This is a genomic window from Chloracidobacterium sp. N, from assembly GCF_018304765.1.
GTDB lineage: Bacteria > Acidobacteriota > Blastocatellia > Chloracidobacteriales > Chloracidobacteriaceae > Chloracidobacterium > Chloracidobacterium aggregatum.
The window spans coordinates 185360-202546 of record NZ_CP072642.1 but is presented as its reverse complement, the minus strand read 5'-3'; the positions used below and the strand labels follow the sequence as shown (position 1 = coordinate 202546).

Annotated in this window: 14 protein-coding genes; 4 read left to right on the top strand and 10 right to left on the bottom strand. The window is 63.9% G+C overall.

The window, feature by feature from the left end:
• The first annotated feature begins 168 nt into the window (after positions 1-168).
• Both hslU and J8C05_RS00810 read left to right on the top strand, forming a co-directional pair.
• On the top strand, positions 169-1554 hold the full coding sequence (gene hslU / locus J8C05_RS00815; protein WP_211422361.1) for an ATP-dependent protease ATPase subunit HslU: 1386 nt from the start codon (positions 169-171) through the stop codon (positions 1552-1554).
• Positions 1526-2635: a fibronectin type III domain-containing protein gene (locus J8C05_RS00810; RefSeq protein WP_211422360.1), complete on the top strand. Its 1110-nt coding sequence runs from the start codon at positions 1526-1528 to the stop codon at positions 2633-2635. Before hslU ends, J8C05_RS00810 begins: the two co-directional genes overlap by 29 nt.
• Here J8C05_RS00810 and J8C05_RS00805 read toward each other — a convergent pair.
• From J8C05_RS00805 to gatA, 8 genes are all read right to left on the bottom strand, one after another.
• Positions 2603-3970, bottom strand: coding sequence for a S8 family serine peptidase (locus J8C05_RS00805; protein ID WP_246840710.1), 1368 nt, complete (start codon positions 3968-3970; stop codon positions 2603-2605). The two genes, J8C05_RS00810 and J8C05_RS00805, sit on opposite strands and share 33 nt — an antisense overlap.
• 141 nt (positions 3971-4111) lie before the next feature.
• Positions 4112-4573 (bottom strand): DciA family protein, encoded by a 462-nt coding sequence (locus J8C05_RS00800; protein WP_211422359.1) that lies wholly within the window; start codon positions 4571-4573, stop codon positions 4112-4114.
• Positions 4574-4595: 22 nt separating this feature from the next.
• Positions 4596-5891, bottom strand: a complete 1296-nt coding sequence (locus J8C05_RS00795) for an ammonium transporter (protein WP_211422358.1) — start codon at positions 5889-5891, stop codon at positions 4596-4598.
• 16 nt (positions 5892-5907) lie between these two features.
• Entirely contained in the window at positions 5908-6369 is a 462-nt protein-coding gene (locus tag J8C05_RS00790) for a P-II family nitrogen regulator (protein ID WP_211422357.1), read from the bottom strand.
• Positions 6366-6638 carry a hypothetical protein gene (locus J8C05_RS00785; RefSeq protein ID WP_211422356.1) on the bottom strand — a complete coding sequence of 91 codons (273 nt, stop codon included), beginning with the start codon at positions 6636-6638 and terminating at the stop codon, positions 6366-6368. Before J8C05_RS00785 ends, J8C05_RS00790 begins: the two co-directional genes overlap by 4 nt.
• 30 nt (positions 6639-6668) lie before the next feature.
• The gene (locus J8C05_RS00780) at positions 6669-9686 is read right to left on the bottom strand and encodes a DUF6079 family protein (RefSeq protein ID WP_211422355.1); all 3018 of its coding nucleotides are present in this window, start codon (positions 9684-9686) and stop codon (positions 6669-6671) included.
• Between the two features lie 177 nt (positions 9687-9863).
• Positions 9864-10832, bottom strand: a complete 969-nt coding sequence (locus J8C05_RS00775) for a HEAT repeat domain-containing protein (RefSeq protein WP_211422354.1) — start codon at positions 10830-10832, stop codon at positions 9864-9866.
• Between the two features lie 41 nt (positions 10833-10873).
• Positions 10874-12319, bottom strand: coding sequence for an Asp-tRNA(Asn)/Glu-tRNA(Gln) amidotransferase subunit GatA (gene gatA, locus J8C05_RS00770; RefSeq protein ID WP_211422353.1), 1446 nt, complete (start codon positions 12317-12319; stop codon positions 10874-10876).
• Between the two features lie 142 nt (positions 12320-12461).
• Here gatA and hutH point away from each other — a divergent pair, with 142 nt between their 5' ends.
• A complete protein-coding gene (gene hutH / locus J8C05_RS00765) occupies positions 12462-13982 on the top strand; it encodes a histidine ammonia-lyase (RefSeq protein ID WP_211422352.1) in 1521 nt (506 codons plus the stop codon).
• A gap of 57 nt (positions 13983-14039) precedes the next feature.
• Here hutH and J8C05_RS00760 read toward each other — a convergent pair whose 3' ends face one another.
• Positions 14040-14759 (bottom strand): DUF1684 domain-containing protein, encoded by a 720-nt coding sequence (locus J8C05_RS00760; protein WP_246840709.1) that lies wholly within the window; start codon positions 14757-14759, stop codon positions 14040-14042.
• 71 nt (positions 14760-14830) lie between these two features.
• A complete protein-coding gene (locus J8C05_RS00755; RefSeq protein ID WP_014098664.1) occupies positions 14831-15124 on the bottom strand; it encodes a MoaD/ThiS family protein in 294 nt (97 codons plus the stop codon).
• A 325-nt stretch (positions 15125-15449) separates the two neighbouring features.
• Between J8C05_RS00755 and J8C05_RS00750 the strand changes: the two genes are divergently transcribed.
• Positions 15450-16841 carry a BCD family MFS transporter gene (locus J8C05_RS00750; RefSeq protein WP_211422351.1) on the top strand — a complete coding sequence of 464 codons (1392 nt, stop codon included), beginning with the start codon at positions 15450-15452 and terminating at the stop codon, positions 16839-16841.
• Positions 16842-17187: the final 346 nt, after the last annotated feature.

The following is a 17187-nucleotide window of genomic DNA, read 5'->3' as shown; positions in this document are numbered from 1 at the left end:
GACGGCACGCGGGCGGTTCAACGAATCCTTTTCCAGACGGCTTTGCTCCCGCCGCCCGTCTGTTGACAAGACCGGGCAATCGGATTATGTGCACGGACGTGGCCCCACTGCCCCGTTACCGTTTCAGGATGGGAACGTGACACCTCCAATCCCGCCCGCATGACACCCATGGTCATTTACCTCCCCGGCACGGTCGAAGATACGCCGCGCCTCGATGATCTGACACCCCGCCAAATTGTCCAGGAACTTGACAAACACGTTGTCGGTCAGGCCGCTGCCAAGCGGGCCGTGGCCATTGCACTGCGCAACCGTATCCGCCGCCAGAAGTTACCGCCCGACCTGGCACAGGATGTCATCCCGAAAAACATCATCATGATTGGCTCGACGGGCGTGGGCAAAACCGAAATCGCCCGGCGTCTGGCGCGTCTGGCCAACTCGCCGTTTCTGAAGGTCGAAGCCTCGAAGTTTACCGAGGTCGGCTACGTCGGGCGCGATGTGGAATCCATCATCCGCGATCTCGTGGACATTGCCATTGACCTCGTGCGGGAGGAAAAGATTGCGGAAATCGAGGAAAAGGCCCGCCAGAACGCCGAGGAACGGCTGCTGGACATCCTGCTCCCAACCCGCCGTGACAGTGAGGCCGCCGCGCCGGAGGATGAAGCCGCCTTCCAGCGGACGCGCGAAAAACTCCGCCAGCAGTTGCGTGAAGGCCGGCTCGACAACCGGCTTGTGGAAATCGAGGTCAAGGAACGTGGTTTTCCCTCCGGCATCGAAATCATCACGCCCCAGGGCATCGAGGAAATGGACATCAACCTGCGGGACATGCTGCCGGGCATGTTTCCAGGAACGCGCACGAAGGTGCGCAACATGTCCGTACGGGAGGCCGTAGAGTACCTGACCCAGGAGGAAGAGCAAAAACTGGTGGACATGGATCAGGTGGCGCGCCTCGCTGTCGAGCGCGTCGAGGAATCCGGTATCGTGTTTCTGGATGAAATTGACAAGATTGCCGGCCGCGAAAACAGCAGTGGCCCCGATGTTTCCCGCGAAGGCGTCCAGCGCGACATCCTGCCCATCATCGAAGGCACGACGGTCAACACGCGCTACGGCATGGTGCGGACGGACCACATCCTGTTCATTGCCGCCGGGGCCTTTCACGTCTCGAAACCCTCGGACCTCATCCCGGAGCTTCAGGGACGTTTTCCCATCCGCGTCAATCTCGATCCCCTGACCAAGGAAGACTTCAAACGGATTCTGACCGAGCCGCGCAACTCACTCATCCGGCAGTACATTGCCCTGCTCGAAACGGAAGGCGTCACACTCGAAATCACCGATGACGCCATTGAAGCTGTCGCCGACTTTGCCTACACCGTCAATCAGAATACCGAAAACATCGGTGCCCGCCGGCTGCACACGGTGATGGAAAAGGTGCTTGATGAGGTGTCCTTCACGGCACCCGACCTGGAAGACAAGCACTTCCGCGTGGATGCCGAATACGTCCGCAAGGTTCTGGCCGGCATCGTGCAGGATGAAGACCTCAGCAAGTACATCCTCTGACGGGGAGCCGCAGCCCCACTTGGGCTGGCGGCAGACCGCCCGGCTCTGGCTGGCCTGGGGTGGGCTGTTGCTGGCGCTGGGCAGCGCCGGTTGCGCCAAGGTTGGGCCGCCCGTACCTCCGCCGCGCTTCACGCTGGCGGCGGCCGGCGAGCCAACCGCCACCCAGTACGGCGAGCAGATCGTGGTGCGCTTTGTCGCCGCCGACCGGGCCGCGCGCGCCGATATTCTGCGCCGGATTGAACCCCGCAACGCGCCGCTGGCGCTGCCGGAAGACCGCTTCGTGCAGGACGCACGGCTCATCGGGTCGCTTACCGGTCAGGAGCTGTCTTCCGGCGCGGGGCCGGCCTACGTGGATGCCTTCGATCCCCAGGACACAAGCTGGAAAGACAAACGGATTCGGTATGCCATCCGGCTGGTGGATGCCCGTGGGCGCCCGTCCCCCCTGTCGGGATATGTCATGGTCTATCCGGCGCTGTCCGTGGCGCAGCCGCCACGCGATGTGCAGGCCACAGTCACCCAGGAAGCCATCCGTCTTCAGTGGCAACCGCCGGAGCAGAACCTTGACGCCTCTCCGGCAACGGAGGTGCGCTTCAACGTCTATCGGCGCGCTGCGGGAAGCGCCGTGGAATCCCGGCGCAATGGCGCGCCCCTGCCCACCCCGCAGTTTGCCGAGACAGACTTCACGTTTGGCGAGGAGTATGAGTACGTCGTGCGGGCGGTGAGCTACGTTCAGGGCGCGCCGGTGGAGAGCCGCCCGTCGCCGGCGCTACGGGTCCGCCCCGTGGATACCTTCCCGCCGGCAGCGCCAACCAACGTGACCGGCGCTTCCGCGGCCGGCATCGTCAATCTCTTTTTCCCGTCAAGCCCGGAGAAGGACCTGCGGGGCTACATCATCTATCGCCGCGAACGCGGCACGAATGACCCACCGACCCGGCTGACGCCGACTCCCATCCAGCGCACGACCTTCCAGGACCTGACCGGCGTACGCGGCAGGGTCTATCTCTACTTCGTCACGGCGGTGGATGTGTTCGGGAATGAAAGCGAACGGTCACAGCCCGTTGAGGTGGAAGTCGTGCCCTGAAGGCAGGATGTCGCCGCCATTGAGCGCGGCCGCCACGGCCAGCCGCGCATTGACCACGCCCCACCCCTGGCGGTCGGCTTCGATATTGGGCAACCGCCGCGCCGTGCGGATGAGAATGCGCTTGACCTGCTGCGGCGTCAGGCGCGGATTGACTTCCAGCATCTGGGCCACGATGGAGGAAACAATCGGTGCGGCAAATGAAGTGCCGTCCACGTGTTTGTAGTGCCCGGAAATGACCTTTTCGTTGCGCATCTTGCCTTCCACGAGCAGGCGCAGTTGGTACGGCTCCAGGTGCGCGGCCGCATCGAGTTCGGCGTCAATCCCGGTGTGCTGCGCCAGAATGGCCCGCAGTTCGCCATCCGGCGCGCGGCTGAGTTGCTCATACAGGGCGGCCTGCTGGGCGGTCGGCGTCCCCGGCAGAATGGGCGCGGCAATCCAGATGCTCGGTGCAATGATTTCGGGCTTCTGAAGACCGTCCACCGTCACGCCGTAACTGGAGTGATACACGTCGTGTTCGTTGGGGTCGAGGGTGTTTTTGTCGTCAAAACCGCCGACGGCAATGACCGACGGAGCACTGGCCGGCGGTAGGACAGGATGCTCCCGTTGGTGCCCGGCGTTGCCACTGGCCGCCACCACCACCACGCCGGCCTTGACCAGCCGCTCAGCCGCCTGGGAGAGCGGATCCGTCAGGTACGAGGCTTCATAATCGCCGCCGCAGGAAATGTTGACGATGCGGATACCAAAGCGGTGCCGGTGGCGGTACACCCAGTCCAAACCACGCCGGATGTCGTCGTGGTAAATCCGGCGGGTGGTGCCCACCTTGACCAGCACCAGTTTCGCGCTCGAAGCAATCCCGCGATACAGCCCTCTGGACTGAAAGCCATTGCCTGCCGCCACGACCGAGGTCATCAAACCATGCCAACTGGAGTCATCCGGCGTGGCCAGCTCGGCGAGGTCCGCCCGTCGCGTCAGCACACTGTGGTAGTGGAGAATGCGGTTGACCGGTTGGGTGATGTCCGGGTGCGGATAAAAGCCCGAATCCAGAAAGGCGATGGTCACACCACGGCCCGTATAGCGTGGGCTGGCCCCAAGCCGCAGGGGAGTGGGCAGAATTTTGAACTTGGGCAGGGTCACGCCGCCGGGAGTGGGCAGATAGAGACCTACCCGTGACCGGGCGTGGGTAAAACGCTCGAGGCAGTCGCGGCAGACACCTTCGCGCTCGTCCCAGTGCGGCAGGTTGAGGTGCAGCACATCCCGTGAAAAGCGTGACATCGCCGAGGCGGGAACGCGCAGGTCGTCATCGAGTGCATAGTGGCAAACAGCGCAAACAAACATGAGTGCAAAGGGCTTGCCGCTGGCCGCCCAGACTGGAAAAGCCGGAATGGAGTGTTGCCCCCAGTTTACGCTTCGGCGCGCCGGATGCACGACACCCTGCCGTAACCGGCAGTGGAGCGCGTTCCCCGGCGCGTTCCCCGGTCAGGGGTTTTCTGTCAGACGGTCACGGGCGAGGCAGGCTGCGGCCAGCCGCAGAAATTGGGCGCGCAAAGCCGCATCGTGGATGACGCTGGCGCCGTCCACCAGTTCCTCCGGCAGTTCCTCCGGGAGTGTCACGGCCGGCAGCGCCGCCGGCCGCCGGGTTTCAGCCACCATGAACTTCCTGTCCACGATGATGTGAATCCGGGTCACGAGCGGTTGCCGCAGCAGACCGTTGAGCCGAAACAGAATCTGGGGTGCGAGCACTTCGAGCTGGCGTTTCCAGCGGGCGTCCTGGACAGCCACGGTCAACGTACGGTCGGTCAGCGCCACCGCCCGGCTGGCCCGCAGGGTGGCTTCGCCGACCGACAGCGCCCAGGCCGCGCAGCAGGCGGCCGAAAGCACTTCCGGCTGCCCGTTGGACAGCCGGATCAGCTCCGGGAGAAGTCGCGCGATAGGTTCCACGAAAACACCAATCTGGCTACGGTTACATCACGGCTGGATCAAGGTTGTCCGAGGCCGCGCCAAGGTCAAACAAATCATCCCCGGTCGTCTCGTGATAGGCCGCTTCGCCATGCACCGACCGGTCAATGCCCTCCCGCTCCTGCGCCGGAGACAGGCGCAGCGGCACAATGAGGGCCACGAGCTTCAGCAGGACGAACGTCACAACCAGCGTGTAGGCCAGCGTGGCCGCCACGGCCATCAACTGGGTCAGCAGCAACTTCGGGTTGCCTGCCAGCAGACCATCCGCCCCGGCTTCGTTGAGGGACTGCCGGGCAAAGACGCCGGTCAGCAAAGCGCCGCACATGCCGCCGACGCCATGGCAGGCAAAGACATCGAGGGTGTCATCCAGGCTGAGGCGGCTGCGCCACTGGATCGCTGCATAGCACACGGCCGAGGTTACACCGCCGATGACCATGGCGGCCAAGGGTGACACGAAACCGGCCGCCGGCGTGATGCCGACCAGCCCCACGACCGCGGCTGTCGCCGCACCAACGGCCGTGGCTTTCCCAGTGCGCCAGACTTCGATGGCCAGCCACATCAGGACCGCCGCCGCCGCGCTCAGGTGCGTGGTCACGAGCGCGAGACTGGCAAGACCGCCCGCCGTGAGCGCCGAACCGGCGTTGAAACCAAACCACCCGAACCACAACAACCCCGCCCCCAGCAGAACGAAGGGCACATTGTGCGGACGCAGAGGCGCACGCTTGACATCCGCACGCGCGCCGACGAGCGCCGCGGCCACCAGCGCCGCACAGCCGGCGGTGATGTGAACCACGGTGCCACCGGCAAAATCCAGCGCCCCCGAAGCGCGAATCCACCCCCCGATGCCCCATACCCAGTGCGCCACCGGGGCATAGACCGCAAGACACCACAGGGCAACGAACAGCAGAAAGGCCCGGAAGTCCATGCGCCCGACCACCGCCCCGGCGATGAGCGCCGGGGTGATGACGGCAAACATGCCCTGAAAGGCCGCAAAGGCGAGGTGCGGCACGGTGGCGGCATAATCGCTCTGGGGCGCGTCGCCCACGCCCTGGAAGCCCACCCAGGCCAGGCCGCCCACCAGCGCCCCGCCGGGCACAAAGGCCAGGGAGTAACCTACCAGCACCCAGATGATGGCGGCCACGCACAGCGCACCGACGGTCATCATCAGGGTGTTGAGCACGTGCCGCCGGCTGACCAGTCCGCCGTAGAAAAAGGCCAGTCCGGGCGTCATGAGAAACACCAGCGCAGTGGAAACCAGCAGCCACGCGGTATCCCCGGATGAAATCGCTGTCTCGTTCATGGCGCTTTACCCAAAGCTATCGTTCAGGATGGTCGGTTGTCTTCCTGGAAGCTGTCTGGCCGGAAGCTGTCTGTCCGGAAGTTGTCTGGCCGGAGGTTTCCTGGAGCGCCCGCGCCTGTACCTCGTCCGCGGTGAGCGGCGTCAGGGCCGCCTCGTTTTCCTCGCCGGTACGGATGCGGATGACCCGCTCCAGGGGTTGAACAAAGATTTTCCCATCGCCCACATTCCCGGTTCGCGCCGCCGTGAGAATGGCCGTGATGGTCGGTTCCACGAAGGGCTCGGAAACGGCAATGCGCAGCGCGACTTTTTCCGTGAAGTCAACCACGATGCGTTGTCCGCGAACATACTCGATAATTTCCGGTTCACCGCCGTGTCCCCGGATACCGTGGACGGACAAACCGGTGACGCCAACGCGAAACAGCGCGCTTTTGACATCGGAGAGACGTTCGGGACGAATGATGGCCGTGATGAGCTTCATGGTGCTGCCTCGGTTTCTTCTGGAATGGCTTGGGAAGATAGCCCTGGATAGACCACCTCGGCCAGATGGCGGGCGTAGGCTTCAAATTCCCCGAAGTCGCCCCCCTCGGCCACGACATAGACATCGTCTCCAATGACCTCAAACAGGTAGCTTTGCCCACAGGAAGCAATGTAGCGGTACTCGACCCGGTCATCGTCGGTCTGGGTGATGTACCGCGAGCCGAAAATCATGTTGCTTTTGCCGAGATAGGTTCGTTCCGTCCTGACCATGGGTGTTGTTCATCGGGCGTGCCGGCCGCCTCACTCTGCGAGCACCTCATTCAGGACCGCAATTGTCCCATCATCCAGCAGCGGCATTTCGTCATTACCCACCAGGGCCGCAATGGTGTGAATGATTTCCGGCGGCACCTGCTGGCGGCGGCGCTTGAGCCGGTCCCGTATCACGTCCCGCTGGCCCCGGAGGATGTCGCGGTGAATTTCCAGCCCCCGCCGCACGAGACTCAGCGCCCGTTCCTCCGCCAGCTTGAGCCGGCCGGCTTCTTCCGGCGCAAACCCACAGCGGCATTTGGGTTGGGTGAGCAGGATGTCTTCCACCGGCTCTGTACACACCATCTGATACAGGTTTGAGATTTCGTTGATGGCATCCACGAGAAAGTCCTGGCGGCTGATGCTGAGTTGGGTGAGCATTTCCAGGTTGCGCCATTCGGGACTGGAAACGAGGTGTGTACAGAGCGGCTCGATGACATTCGACTGAGTCGCGCCGGCGTGGAGCAGGATGTAAAACTCGGCATACACCGGCTGGAACGCACCAAAGGCCAAATCCACCTGCTTGCGGTTGTTCGGGTAAAACAACTGCCAGGCCGGCGCCCCCCGCAGCTTGAAGGTGGAGCGAATCCGCTCGGCAACGGGATTGTTGGTGGGGAAGCTGTCGTTGAGGTAACGCAGCTTGGCTTCGCAACTGGCCTGCGCCTGGCTGTAGCTATAGACCGCCTCCATTGTCGCCCGGTCGCGCCAGAGCGCATCGAGATCGCTGTCAAACAGCAGGCTCACCTCTTCCATTTCTTCGGTGATGGATTTGTGCATCAGCGCGTGCCGGACGTGGGAAGCCACCCGGTCAAAGCGGCGGACGACCTGGATGGCTTCCCAGATGTCCGTGGCCTCTTCCGGTGCCTGTGACAGCGTCTCGACGGCTTTGGAGAGATCACGCTGCCGCCAGGCGTGGTAGTACGCCCCCAGTTCCGCCAGCGCCCGGTCGAGGTCGTCGGGAATGCACATCTCCACACGCTGGCGCGTCGGGGCCACGAGATGCCCAATCCACAGCGCCGCGTCCAGGGACAGCGCCTCCGGCATCCCTTCGGGCGAAACCGGCGAGGTCAGCGGCAGGAGCCACTCCCACATCTGCCAGGGTTCCGGGCGGGTGGGCAGCGGGACATCGCTGACCGTCCCGCTCCGAAAGACGAAGCGGCCTTCGGTCAGGTACTTCCGGCGAAAGAGGGCGATACCTGCCTGGCGCACTTCCTCAAACATGCGCTGGGTCAGTTCATCGGCTGGCGTGACGCCCCCCAGAAGTGTCGGGTCGGACAGGCACACGAGACGCTTGAGCGCCCAGACATCCTCAGTATCAAGCGCGCCCGGCAACCAGTGCACGCCCAGGTCTTCCGCCCGGATGGCTTCGAGATCAAAGTCCGCCTGCCCGGCCCGGCGTGGAAAGTGAACCCGCATCTGATGGTCGCTACCCCGGTTCGCCTGCGCCGGTTCCCAGATTACACCGAGCACATCCTGGCGGACGATGTGCCACAGGTGCGTACAGCGTAGCCCCCACAGTTTGTCGCCCCCCTCGGCAAAGCCGAGGGGAAAATCCTCAAAGAGCTGACTGGCTGCGGCCAGCAGCGCCAGGCTGAGGCGCGGGTCGTGGTCAGACAGACTTGCCGCCTGGGCATCCAGCAAACTGGTCAGGGCTTCGCCCGGATGGAGCGGAAAACGATACTCACGGGTCTCCGGGTCATCCCCTGTGACGATGACATTCTTGGCCAGCGCCCTGATCTGCTGGAGCAACGCCGCCGACAGCTTGTAGGTCGGCTTCTGCCCATAGAGATCGTAAAACAGGATGCCATTGGTCAGGTCGCGCACTGTGGCGGGAATGCCGGCCAGGGAGTGCATGAGAATCGCCTTGAGCAGCATGCGCGTGTGCAGCCGCTGCCCCTGGCTGATGCGCGGCAGCACGGCTTCCACGGACTGGTCGTAGTTCTCGAAGGCGTGAGCCAGCGGTGGCGCGGCGCGCAGCAGCGGCTCCAGCACATCGAACATTTCATCCACGGTAAACAGGCTTTCCGCCGGACGATTCCGAATCCGCTCCGCCGCTTTCAGGGCAAAGGCCGGGAAGGAAAAACCGCCCAGGTAGCGGCGCAGCCGTGACCCAATATCCCACGCCATCGGATGCAGCGGATAGAGGTTGATGAGCCGCTGTTCGTCGAGGTGCAGTTCCGGCAGCTTGCGTTGCAGTTGCTCCCGCACCTGGGTCACGGCATGGCGCTGCCGGGCATTTTTGGTCAGCAGATGCGCGCCGATGAGCGCCGGAATGGCATTTTCCCCGATGTATTCAACCGTGTAACTGGCCAGCAGCGTCGCCACCTGAGCGGGTGAGAGGCGATGTCCCCTGGCACTGTCGAGCAGGATGTCGGTTGCCGAGACATACACACAGAGCGGAAACTGACGCGACACCTGACTGAGCAACTCCAGCATCTCCACCACGACGCCGGCCGTGCGTGGCGTGCGGTTCCGCAGCAGATCGTCGAGGCTGTCTATGATCACGACGATGCCTTCCTCATCCGGGATGGCACGGCAGGACATCAGGATGTCAGCCGCTGTCAGATTGCTCCCGACGGCCGCCGAGCCGCTGGAGGCCAGCGTGTAACTGATGAAGCGCCCCAGGTAGTCCAGCGGTGTGAGGGTCACATCCGAGGTGCTGACCTGCTCCCCATAGATGCTCACGATGTGCCAGCGCCGGGAACCAAGTTGGGCATGGATGTCCTGGAGCCGCCGCGCGGCCTGCCCCAGAGGGCGGCCGGCGGACCGGGCCAGGGCATGCACCAGGCGCAGCAGAAACGACTTTCCGCTGGCCGGCGGGCCGACCAGCAGTGACGCCCGGTGCCCGGCCGGAGATGGAGCCAGCAGGCGCTCACTCAAACGCTGCAACACATCCCCGAACTCGTAGGTCAGTAGCGCCCGCTGGAGCAGTTCACCTTCCCAGCCCGGAGAAGTGAAATCCACCGGCGCAAACTCCGCCACACTCAGGCAGTCACGAATCTTTTGAGCCATGGCTGTTGTTCAGAAAAACCGAAAGAAAACCATCGCTGCCAGCCTTGCCTGTCTGATCCCGGCACCAAAAGCAGACAGCTCGCGGCACACCAGTGCAGGCGCGTTCGAGGTGCCAAAATGTCAGCCGCAAGCTTCACCATCATACTCCGCTGGAGACGGGCGTGCCATGTCTCCATCTCAACCCCGGCGACGCCCCGGACGTGGCTTCTTGGCCGGCGGGCGCGCTGACGCTGCCGGCGGCGGCGCCAGGCGGAGATACGCCGCCGCCGCGCGATACCGTACGGCTTCCTTCCTGTCCTGAAACAGCGGCACGAGATCATGCACCGCCAGGCTCTGGTCACTGACCGCCAGCGCGTGGACAGCCGCCGCACGCACGGCCCAGTCTTCATCCGTCAGCGCCTCGCGCAGCATGGCGACGGTCTCCTGGTCCCGGACAGGCGGCAGGGCGGCAATGGCCTGGGCGCGGCCCGAAATGTTGGCATCGGCCAGCAGCCCGGCAAGCGAAGACAGTCCCATCCCCAGCCCCGGCACGGGCGCAAAACCGATCCCGTAGCGAAAGGCCAGACGAAAAAAACCACCCGGTGTCTTCATCGTACGCAACAGGTTGCGCCGCTGTACCGAAAAGTAGCCCGACCTGGCCTGACGCTCCCCCATGGCGACATCGAGCAGCGCCTGCCGCCCCTCTTCATCTCCCTGGGCATACAGGGCCTTGGCCGCCGCAAAGGCCACTTCGGGTGTCTCGCTGCCAAGCGCCTGCCGGAGCAGCGGCAGCGCGCGCGGATCGGACAGCCCGGCCAGCGTCGCGCAGGCGGCCACCTGAACGTACACATCCTTGTCGGCCAGGGCGGTTTCAAGCAACGGAAAGGGATTGTTCTCGACGCGGGTCAGGCTCAGTGCGATGACGGCTTCACATCGGTGGTCGGGATTTCTTTCCTTCAGCCCCTGCTCCAGGATCAGGCGCGCCGCTTCGAGGTTCGCCTGCCGTTCGTCGGCAACCGCTTCCTTCATCGGAGCGGCCCCGGCCGCCGGCGACTGGCCGCCCACAAGCGCTGGCGACAGCCCAAGCACGAGCAACAGCCCGCCGCCCAGGCGTCCCCAGCGCCACCGCTTCGCCGGTCTCCAGCCGCGGCTGGACACAGCTACCATACTGACACCTCCAGTCGGTTCCGGCTTCCTGGGGCGCGCTGTCACGCGCGGGCACGCTCCAGCGCCCGCCCGGCCTGGAACATCCGGGTCTCTTCAAAGGCCGGGGCCACAATTTGCAGGCCAATTGGCAACCCTTCCCGGCTTGTGCCACAGGGCAGGCTCATGCCGGGAACACCGGCCAGGTTCAGCGTAACGGTGTAAATGTCAGACAGGTACATCTGCAGGGGATCGTCCGTCTTTTCGCCCAGCCTGAACGCCGGCGTTGGCGCGGTCGGCATCATGAGCACCCCGCACTGCTCAAAGGCCCGTTCAAAATCACGACGCAGGAGAGTCCGCACCTTCTGGGCCTTGAGGTAGTAGGCGTCATAGTAGCCCGATGAAAGCGCATACGTTCCCAGCAGGATGCGTCGCTTCACCTCGGGCCCGAAGCCCTGCTCACGGCTGAGGGCATACATGTCGTGAACCGTGGTCGCCTCCGGTGCGCGGTAGCCGTAGCGGACGCCATCAAAACGCGCCAGGTTCGCGCTCGCCTCGGCCGTGGCGATGATGTAGTAGTCGGCAATGGCATAGCCCAGATGTGGCAGGGAGACTTCAACCAGCGTTGCCCCCAGGCTTTCGTAAGTCTTCAGGGCTTCCCGCACGGCGGCTTCCACGTCCGCGTCCAACCCGGCACCGAAGGCTTCCTGTACCACGCCCACCCGCCAGCCGCGCAGGTCAGCTTCGAGTTCGGCAAGATAGTCGGGAACCGGATGCAGCGAACTCGTGGCATCGTGCACGTCGTAGCCGGCCATCATGCCGAGCATGCGCGCAGCATCGCGTACCGTGCGCGTCATCGGGCCAATCTGGTCCAGCGATGAACCAAAGGCGACGAGGCCATAGCGTGAGACGCGCCCGTAGGTCGGCTTGACGCCGACGATGCCGCAGAAACTGGCCGGCTGCCGGATGGAGCCGCCCGTGTCGCTGCCCGTTGCCGCAAGACACATGCCGGCGGCGACGGCGGCCGCGCTGCCGCCGCTTGACCCGCCGGGAACGCGCGTCGCGTCCAGCGGATGGCGGACGGGGCCAAAGGCCGAGTTTTCATTCGACGACCCCATGGCGAATTCGTCCAGATTGGCCTTGCCGACGATGACAGCCCCGGCGGCTTCCAGGCGCGCCACGGCCGTGGCCGTATAGGTTGCCGTGTAGTTGGCGAGGATGTTCGAGGCGCATGTCGTCCGGGTGCCGGCCAGACACTGGTTGTCTTTGACGACAATGGGCACCCCTTCCAGCGGGCGCAGCGGTTCGCCGGCGGCCAACCGGGCATCCACTTCTGCGGCCTGTTGCAGCGCCCGGTCAGAGAGCACCGAAAGCAGGGCATTGAGGTCGGGATTGCGTTGCGCGATAGTTTCCAGCGCCGCCTGGCAGGCTTCGGTAGCCGAACAGGTCCGCGCCTGAAACGCGGCATGCAGGCGGTCAATATCGAAATCGAGGAGATTCACCACGTTCACGCTTGATCGAAGGACTTGGAAATCGTCGCCGTGGCTGGCCGGCGGATGCCGTGACGGTAATCGGTAATCCCCCTGCGGTCAATTCGACGCCTGTCCCCACCGGCCAACCTCTCACCCATTTTTGCTGTGGAGTTTCCCCCCAATGCACATTCGCGGTCATGGACTGACCCTGGCCGATGTCGTTCATGTCGCCTACGACGGCTCGGCAGTGGTCGAAATTGCCCCTGACGTTCCGGCCCGGCTGGCCCGCAGTCGCGCCCTCATCAACGCCATTCTCGCCGAAGGGCGCATCGTCTATGGCGTCAACACGGGCTTTGGCAAGCTGTCATCCGTCACCATCTCCCCGGCGGCGCTGACGGAGCTGCAACTCAACCTCGTGCGCTCGCATGCATGTGGTGTCGGAGCGCCGCTCTCTGAAGCCGAAACCCGCGCCATGATGCTGCTGCGGGCGAACGTGCTGGCGCAGGGCACGTCCGGCGTCCGGCCGGTGGTTCTGGAACAGCTTGTGGCGCTGCTCAATGCCCGTGTGCATCCGGTCATCCCGGAAAAAGGCTCGGTCGGGGCCAGCGGCGATCTGTCGCCGCTGGCACACCTGGCGCTGGTGCTCATCGGTGAAGGCGAAGCCAGTTTTCAGGGCGAACGCCTGCCCGGATGCATCGCTCTGGCCCGCGCCGGGCTGCGCCCGCTTGCCCTTGAGGCCAAGGAAGGTCTGGCGCTTCTGAACGGCACGCAGGCGATGAGCGCCGTGGGCGGGCTGGCGCTGGCCCGGTTGCTTGACTTGGCCGAGTTGGCCGACATTGCCGGTGCGCTTTCGCTCGATGCGCTCCACGGTACGGCTGCGGCCTTTGACGCCCGCATTCACGCGGCGCGTCCCCATCCCGGACAGACCGCCGTTGCCCGGCATCTGCGCGCCCTGCTGGACGGAAGCGCGATTATGGCGTCGCACCGCGACTGCCCACGGGTACAGGATGCCTACAGCCTGCGCTGCATGCCCCAGGTACACGGCGCGGCGCGGGATGTTTTTCACTTCGCGCAGCACACCCTTGAGACCGAGTTCAACAGCGCCACCGACAATCCGCTGGTCTTCACCGACACAGGTGAGGTGCTCTCTGGCGGCAACTTCCACGGCGCGCCGGTGGCGCTGGCGCTGGATGCCTGCGCCATGGCCGCGGCCACCCTGGGCGGCATTGCCGAACGCCGCATTGAGCGTCTGCTCAACCCGGACCTGTCGGAATTGCCGGCGTTTCTTTCGCGGCAGCCGGGCCTCCAGTCGGGGCTGATGATGGCGCAGGTGACGGCCGCTGCGCTGTGCAACGAAAACATGGGACTGGCCCACCCGGCTTCAGTCGGATCGCTGCCGACGGGAGCTGCCAAGGAAGACTTCGTTTCGATGGGCATGACGGCGGCGCTCAAGCTGCGGACGGTCGCCGAAAACCTTGCGGCCATCCTGGCCATTGAACTGCTGGTGGCCACCCAGGCCCTGCCCTTTCTGCGGCCGCTGCGCACCAGCCCACAGCTCCAACGGGTTGAAGATTTCATTCACACGCTCGCGCCGCCGCTGGAAGGCGACACGCCCCTGACGCCCTGCATTCAGGCCATCCAGACGCGCCTGCCGGACATCCTGGACGTAGCCCGGAATGCTGTCGCCGGCAACAGCGCGTAACCCTTCCGCCCCACCGGGCGCAAACCAGTGAGAGACCCCACGCCCGCCGGCCGAAGGCTACTTTGGCGGCTTTTCCGGCAGCTTCTCGCCGGCCCGGATGGCGACCGGCAGGTGGTTTTCCGGCGGCGGCAGGGGACAACTGTAAGCGCCGCCGTATGCGCAGTACGGATGGAACGCCTGATTGAAATCGAGCACGTATTCGTTGGTCGGGCGGCGTCTGAGCTGAAGATAACGCCCGGCCGCATAGGTTTCCCGGCCGGCGGTCGTATCCCGAAACGGAATGAACAAATCGGCCGCAGCTTCCGGCACGCCCAGGTCCGGCGTCAGAACCAGCAGCGAACAGTCCACGCCCTCCACCTTGAACCGGAAGACTCCGGCGCAGCGGTAGCGCCGGATTTCACCGGGGCGGTTCGTCGCCATCTCGATGGTGGTTTCTTTGGAACATGGTTCGAGCGTGACGACGAAGCGATAGTTGGGATCAAAGGGAAAATAGGTCAGCCCCCTGAAGGTCGTCCGCCGTTCGGCCGGGATGGGTGAATCAGCCTCCAGCCGGAAGGCCCGGTCCTTCAACTCGCGCTGCGCCAGCAGCGCCTGCGCGACACGTTCGACCGGAGCGCGGGGATCATCAAGCGGACTGAGTGACGGTTCGGGCGCGGCATCAGCCACCGGGACGGCGGCTGGCGGTGTCGGCGGTGTGGTGACAGGACGTGGCGCGTCCGCTGCACAGCCGGAGAGCATGACCGCCGCGCCCACCAGACACGTCAGACTCAGGCGCATGACAACATCCCCCGGTTCTAACCCCTTCCGTCCGGCCCGGCTACCGGAACATTCGGCCGGAGACACACGGTTTATATTGTGCCGTACGGGCGTTTCCACCCCACGGAAGGCACAACCGTAACCACATCGCCGTTTTCAAGGCGCGTGTTGATGTCGTCCAGGGTGTTGATGTCACGGCTGTTGACGTAAATGCTCACGCTTGGCTGACGCAGCCCACGCCCGTTGTAAATCTCTTTGCTGAGCTTGGTGTATTTCTCCGTCAGCTTGCGTAGCGCCTCGCCGACCGTCGTCGCCTCGACAGTAACGGCGCGCTGGTTGTCGGTCAGGGGAAGATACACCGAAGACAGTTCAATGGTGACAGCCATAGGTTCACATGACTCCGCAGGCAATGCTTCTGAAAAAGGTGAGGACGCAGCGCCAGCCGGAGGATTACCCGGCGTATTCCATACTTACGCCAAGACTTGCCGTGACTCAAGTAGGTTAGCGGACAGTCGCCGCACAAAGCCGTGGCGCACCCCGAAACCGGACCGAACCGGCAGAGACCTGCCCGATGACATCCACGGAAGGCCGGGGAAGCCGGGCGTCAAAAAGTTCTGTTCGTAAAAAGACACTTTCACTTTGACTTCTGCCGAGTTGAAAGTAGGTTGGTAGCAGATGAACTGAATCCCCCCAACCAAACGCCTGAAACCTATGTCATCCCCATCCGTACTCCCTTTGTCATTACCGGCGACCATCCGATTGGGACTGCTCAATGTGGCGATTGGCATGAATGCGCTGCTCGTCTTCGGCATCCTGAACCGGGTGATGATCAGTGAGTGGCAAATCAACGCAGCGCTCGTGGGGATATTCGTCTGTGCGCACTATGTCGTCTGCCCGATGCGCACGCTGGCTGGCTATGCCTCGGACACGCGGCCGCTCTGGGGCTACCGCCGTACGCCCTACATTGTGGGCGGCATGCTGGTGGCCTTCGGCTCACTGTTGCTCATCCTGCATGCGGCGCAGTGGATGCGTATCCAGCCGGTCTGGGGCAGTCTGGCCTGTGGGATGGCGTTTGCGCTCTGGGGGCTGGGACTCAACGCCGCTTCGGTGCCCTACCTGGCGTTGATGAGTGATTTGTCGGGGCCACACCGCGCCCGGACGATTTCCGTGGCCTGGTTCATGATGGTGGCCTTTGGCATCGTGGCGACGGGCATCATCATTGCGAAGTACTTTGATTTGAACCTGTCGAAGCTGTCCACCGACATAACGGCCCTCGACACGGCCGCACTCGACCAGGTGCTTCGGCAGTTGTTTTACGCCGTAGTGGGAATTTCCGCCCTGCTGATGCTGGTCGCCATCATCGGCATGGAGCCGCGCTACCGGAATCTGGCGGCTGAGGATGAAAAGCCCCCGACGCTGCGCGAAACCATTGCCGTTATGACGGCCGACCGGGATTCAAAGATTTTCTTCGCCGTCGTCGCGCTGGGTATCTTCGGCGTCAACGCCCAGGATGTGCTCCTCGAACCTTACGGCGCGCAGGTGTTGCAGATGTCGCTGGCAGATACAACCCGCCTCCAGCCGACCTGGGGCGGAGCCACACTCATCTCGATGCTGTTTGCCGGTTTCATCCTGGCCCGACGACTCTCACGCAAACAGATTGCATTGCTGGGAGCATTTTTGAGTACGTTGGGATTGGGACTTGTTATTGCAGCCGCAGGCCTGGGAAGCGGAGTTCTGCGGGTTGGGGTGTTCACTTTGGGAATGGGTAGCGGGATTTTCGCCGTCGGGGCCCTTTCGATGATGATGGACATGACGCGCCCTGGTCAGGCGGCCACCTACCTGGGCGTCTGGGGCATTGCCCAGGCACTGGCGCAGGGCACGGCCGGATTGACCGCCGGTGTCGGACGCGCTGGACTGGAAGCGGTGACGGGACAAATTGGGCTGGCCTACCAGGGTGTGTTTGCCCTTGAAGCCCTGGCCCTGATGGCCACCGTGTGGTTGTTGCTGTCCATGGGGCGGACGACGCCCCAAAAGCAGGAGGAACGGCGGGATGACCGTCGCGGCATCGAGCATCTGGCCGATGCCGTCAGCGCGAACTCATGATTGAGATGAGCGCGCTTTGAAGAGACTGCCGTATCGTGTGGCGACACAAAGGCGCCCGATACGGTCCCGGGTTTGCAGGGAGGAGCGTGTCCTTGTTGAGTGGGGACGCAGCAAGCAGACGTTTCCTTCCCTGCAAATTGATTCTGTCAGGAATAAAGCCGTACTTCCGTTGGTGGGGAAGTACGGCCGGGTTTGCAGGGAGGAGCGTGTCCTTGTTGAGTGGGGACGCAGCAAGCAGACGCTTCCTTCCCTGCAAATTGATTGCCGGAAGGATGGAGCTTGAGTGTCCGAGTCGAGTGGGAACGAGCAAAGGTACGCTGCGCCTTTTGAAACTTTTTCTCTGTAG

Excerpts from the sequence above, each read along its gene's own strand:
- hslU (WP_211422361.1), top strand. The coding sequence starts at position 169 with ATGGTCATTTACCTCCCCGGCACGGTCGAAGATACGCCGCGCCTCGAT.
- J8C05_RS00810 (WP_211422360.1), top strand. The coding sequence starts at position 1,526 with ATGAAGACCTCAGCAAGTACATCCTCTGACGGGGAGCCGCAGCCCCAC.
- J8C05_RS00805 (WP_246840710.1), bottom strand. The coding sequence starts at position 3,970 with ATGTTTGTTTGCGCTGTTTGCCACTATGCACTCGATGACGACCTGCGC.
- J8C05_RS00795 (WP_211422358.1), bottom strand. The coding sequence starts at position 5,891 with ATGAACGAGACAGCGATTTCATCCGGGGATACCGCGTGGCTGCTGGTT.
- J8C05_RS00790 (WP_211422357.1), bottom strand. The coding sequence starts at position 6,369 with ATGAAGCTCATCACGGCCATCATTCGTCCCGAACGTCTCTCCGATGTC.
- J8C05_RS00785 (WP_211422356.1), bottom strand. The coding sequence starts at position 6,638 with ATGGTCAGGACGGAACGAACCTATCTCGGCAAAAGCAACATGATTTTC.
- J8C05_RS00780 (WP_211422355.1), bottom strand. The coding sequence starts at position 9,686 with ATGGCTCAAAAGATTCGTGACTGCCTGAGTGTGGCGGAGTTTGCGCCG.
- J8C05_RS00775 (WP_211422354.1), bottom strand. The coding sequence starts at position 10,832 with ATGGTAGCTGTGTCCAGCCGCGGCTGGAGACCGGCGAAGCGGTGGCGC.
- hutH (WP_211422352.1), top strand. The coding sequence starts at position 12,462 with ATGCACATTCGCGGTCATGGACTGACCCTGGCCGATGTCGTTCATGTC.
- J8C05_RS00760 (WP_246840709.1), bottom strand. The coding sequence starts at position 14,759 with ATGCGCCTGAGTCTGACGTGTCTGGTGGGCGCGGCGGTCATGCTCTCC.
- J8C05_RS00755 (WP_014098664.1), bottom strand. The coding sequence starts at position 15,124 with ATGGCTGTCACCATTGAACTGTCTTCGGTGTATCTTCCCCTGACCGAC.
- J8C05_RS00750 (WP_211422351.1), top strand. The coding sequence starts at position 15,450 with ATGTCATCCCCATCCGTACTCCCTTTGTCATTACCGGCGACCATCCGA.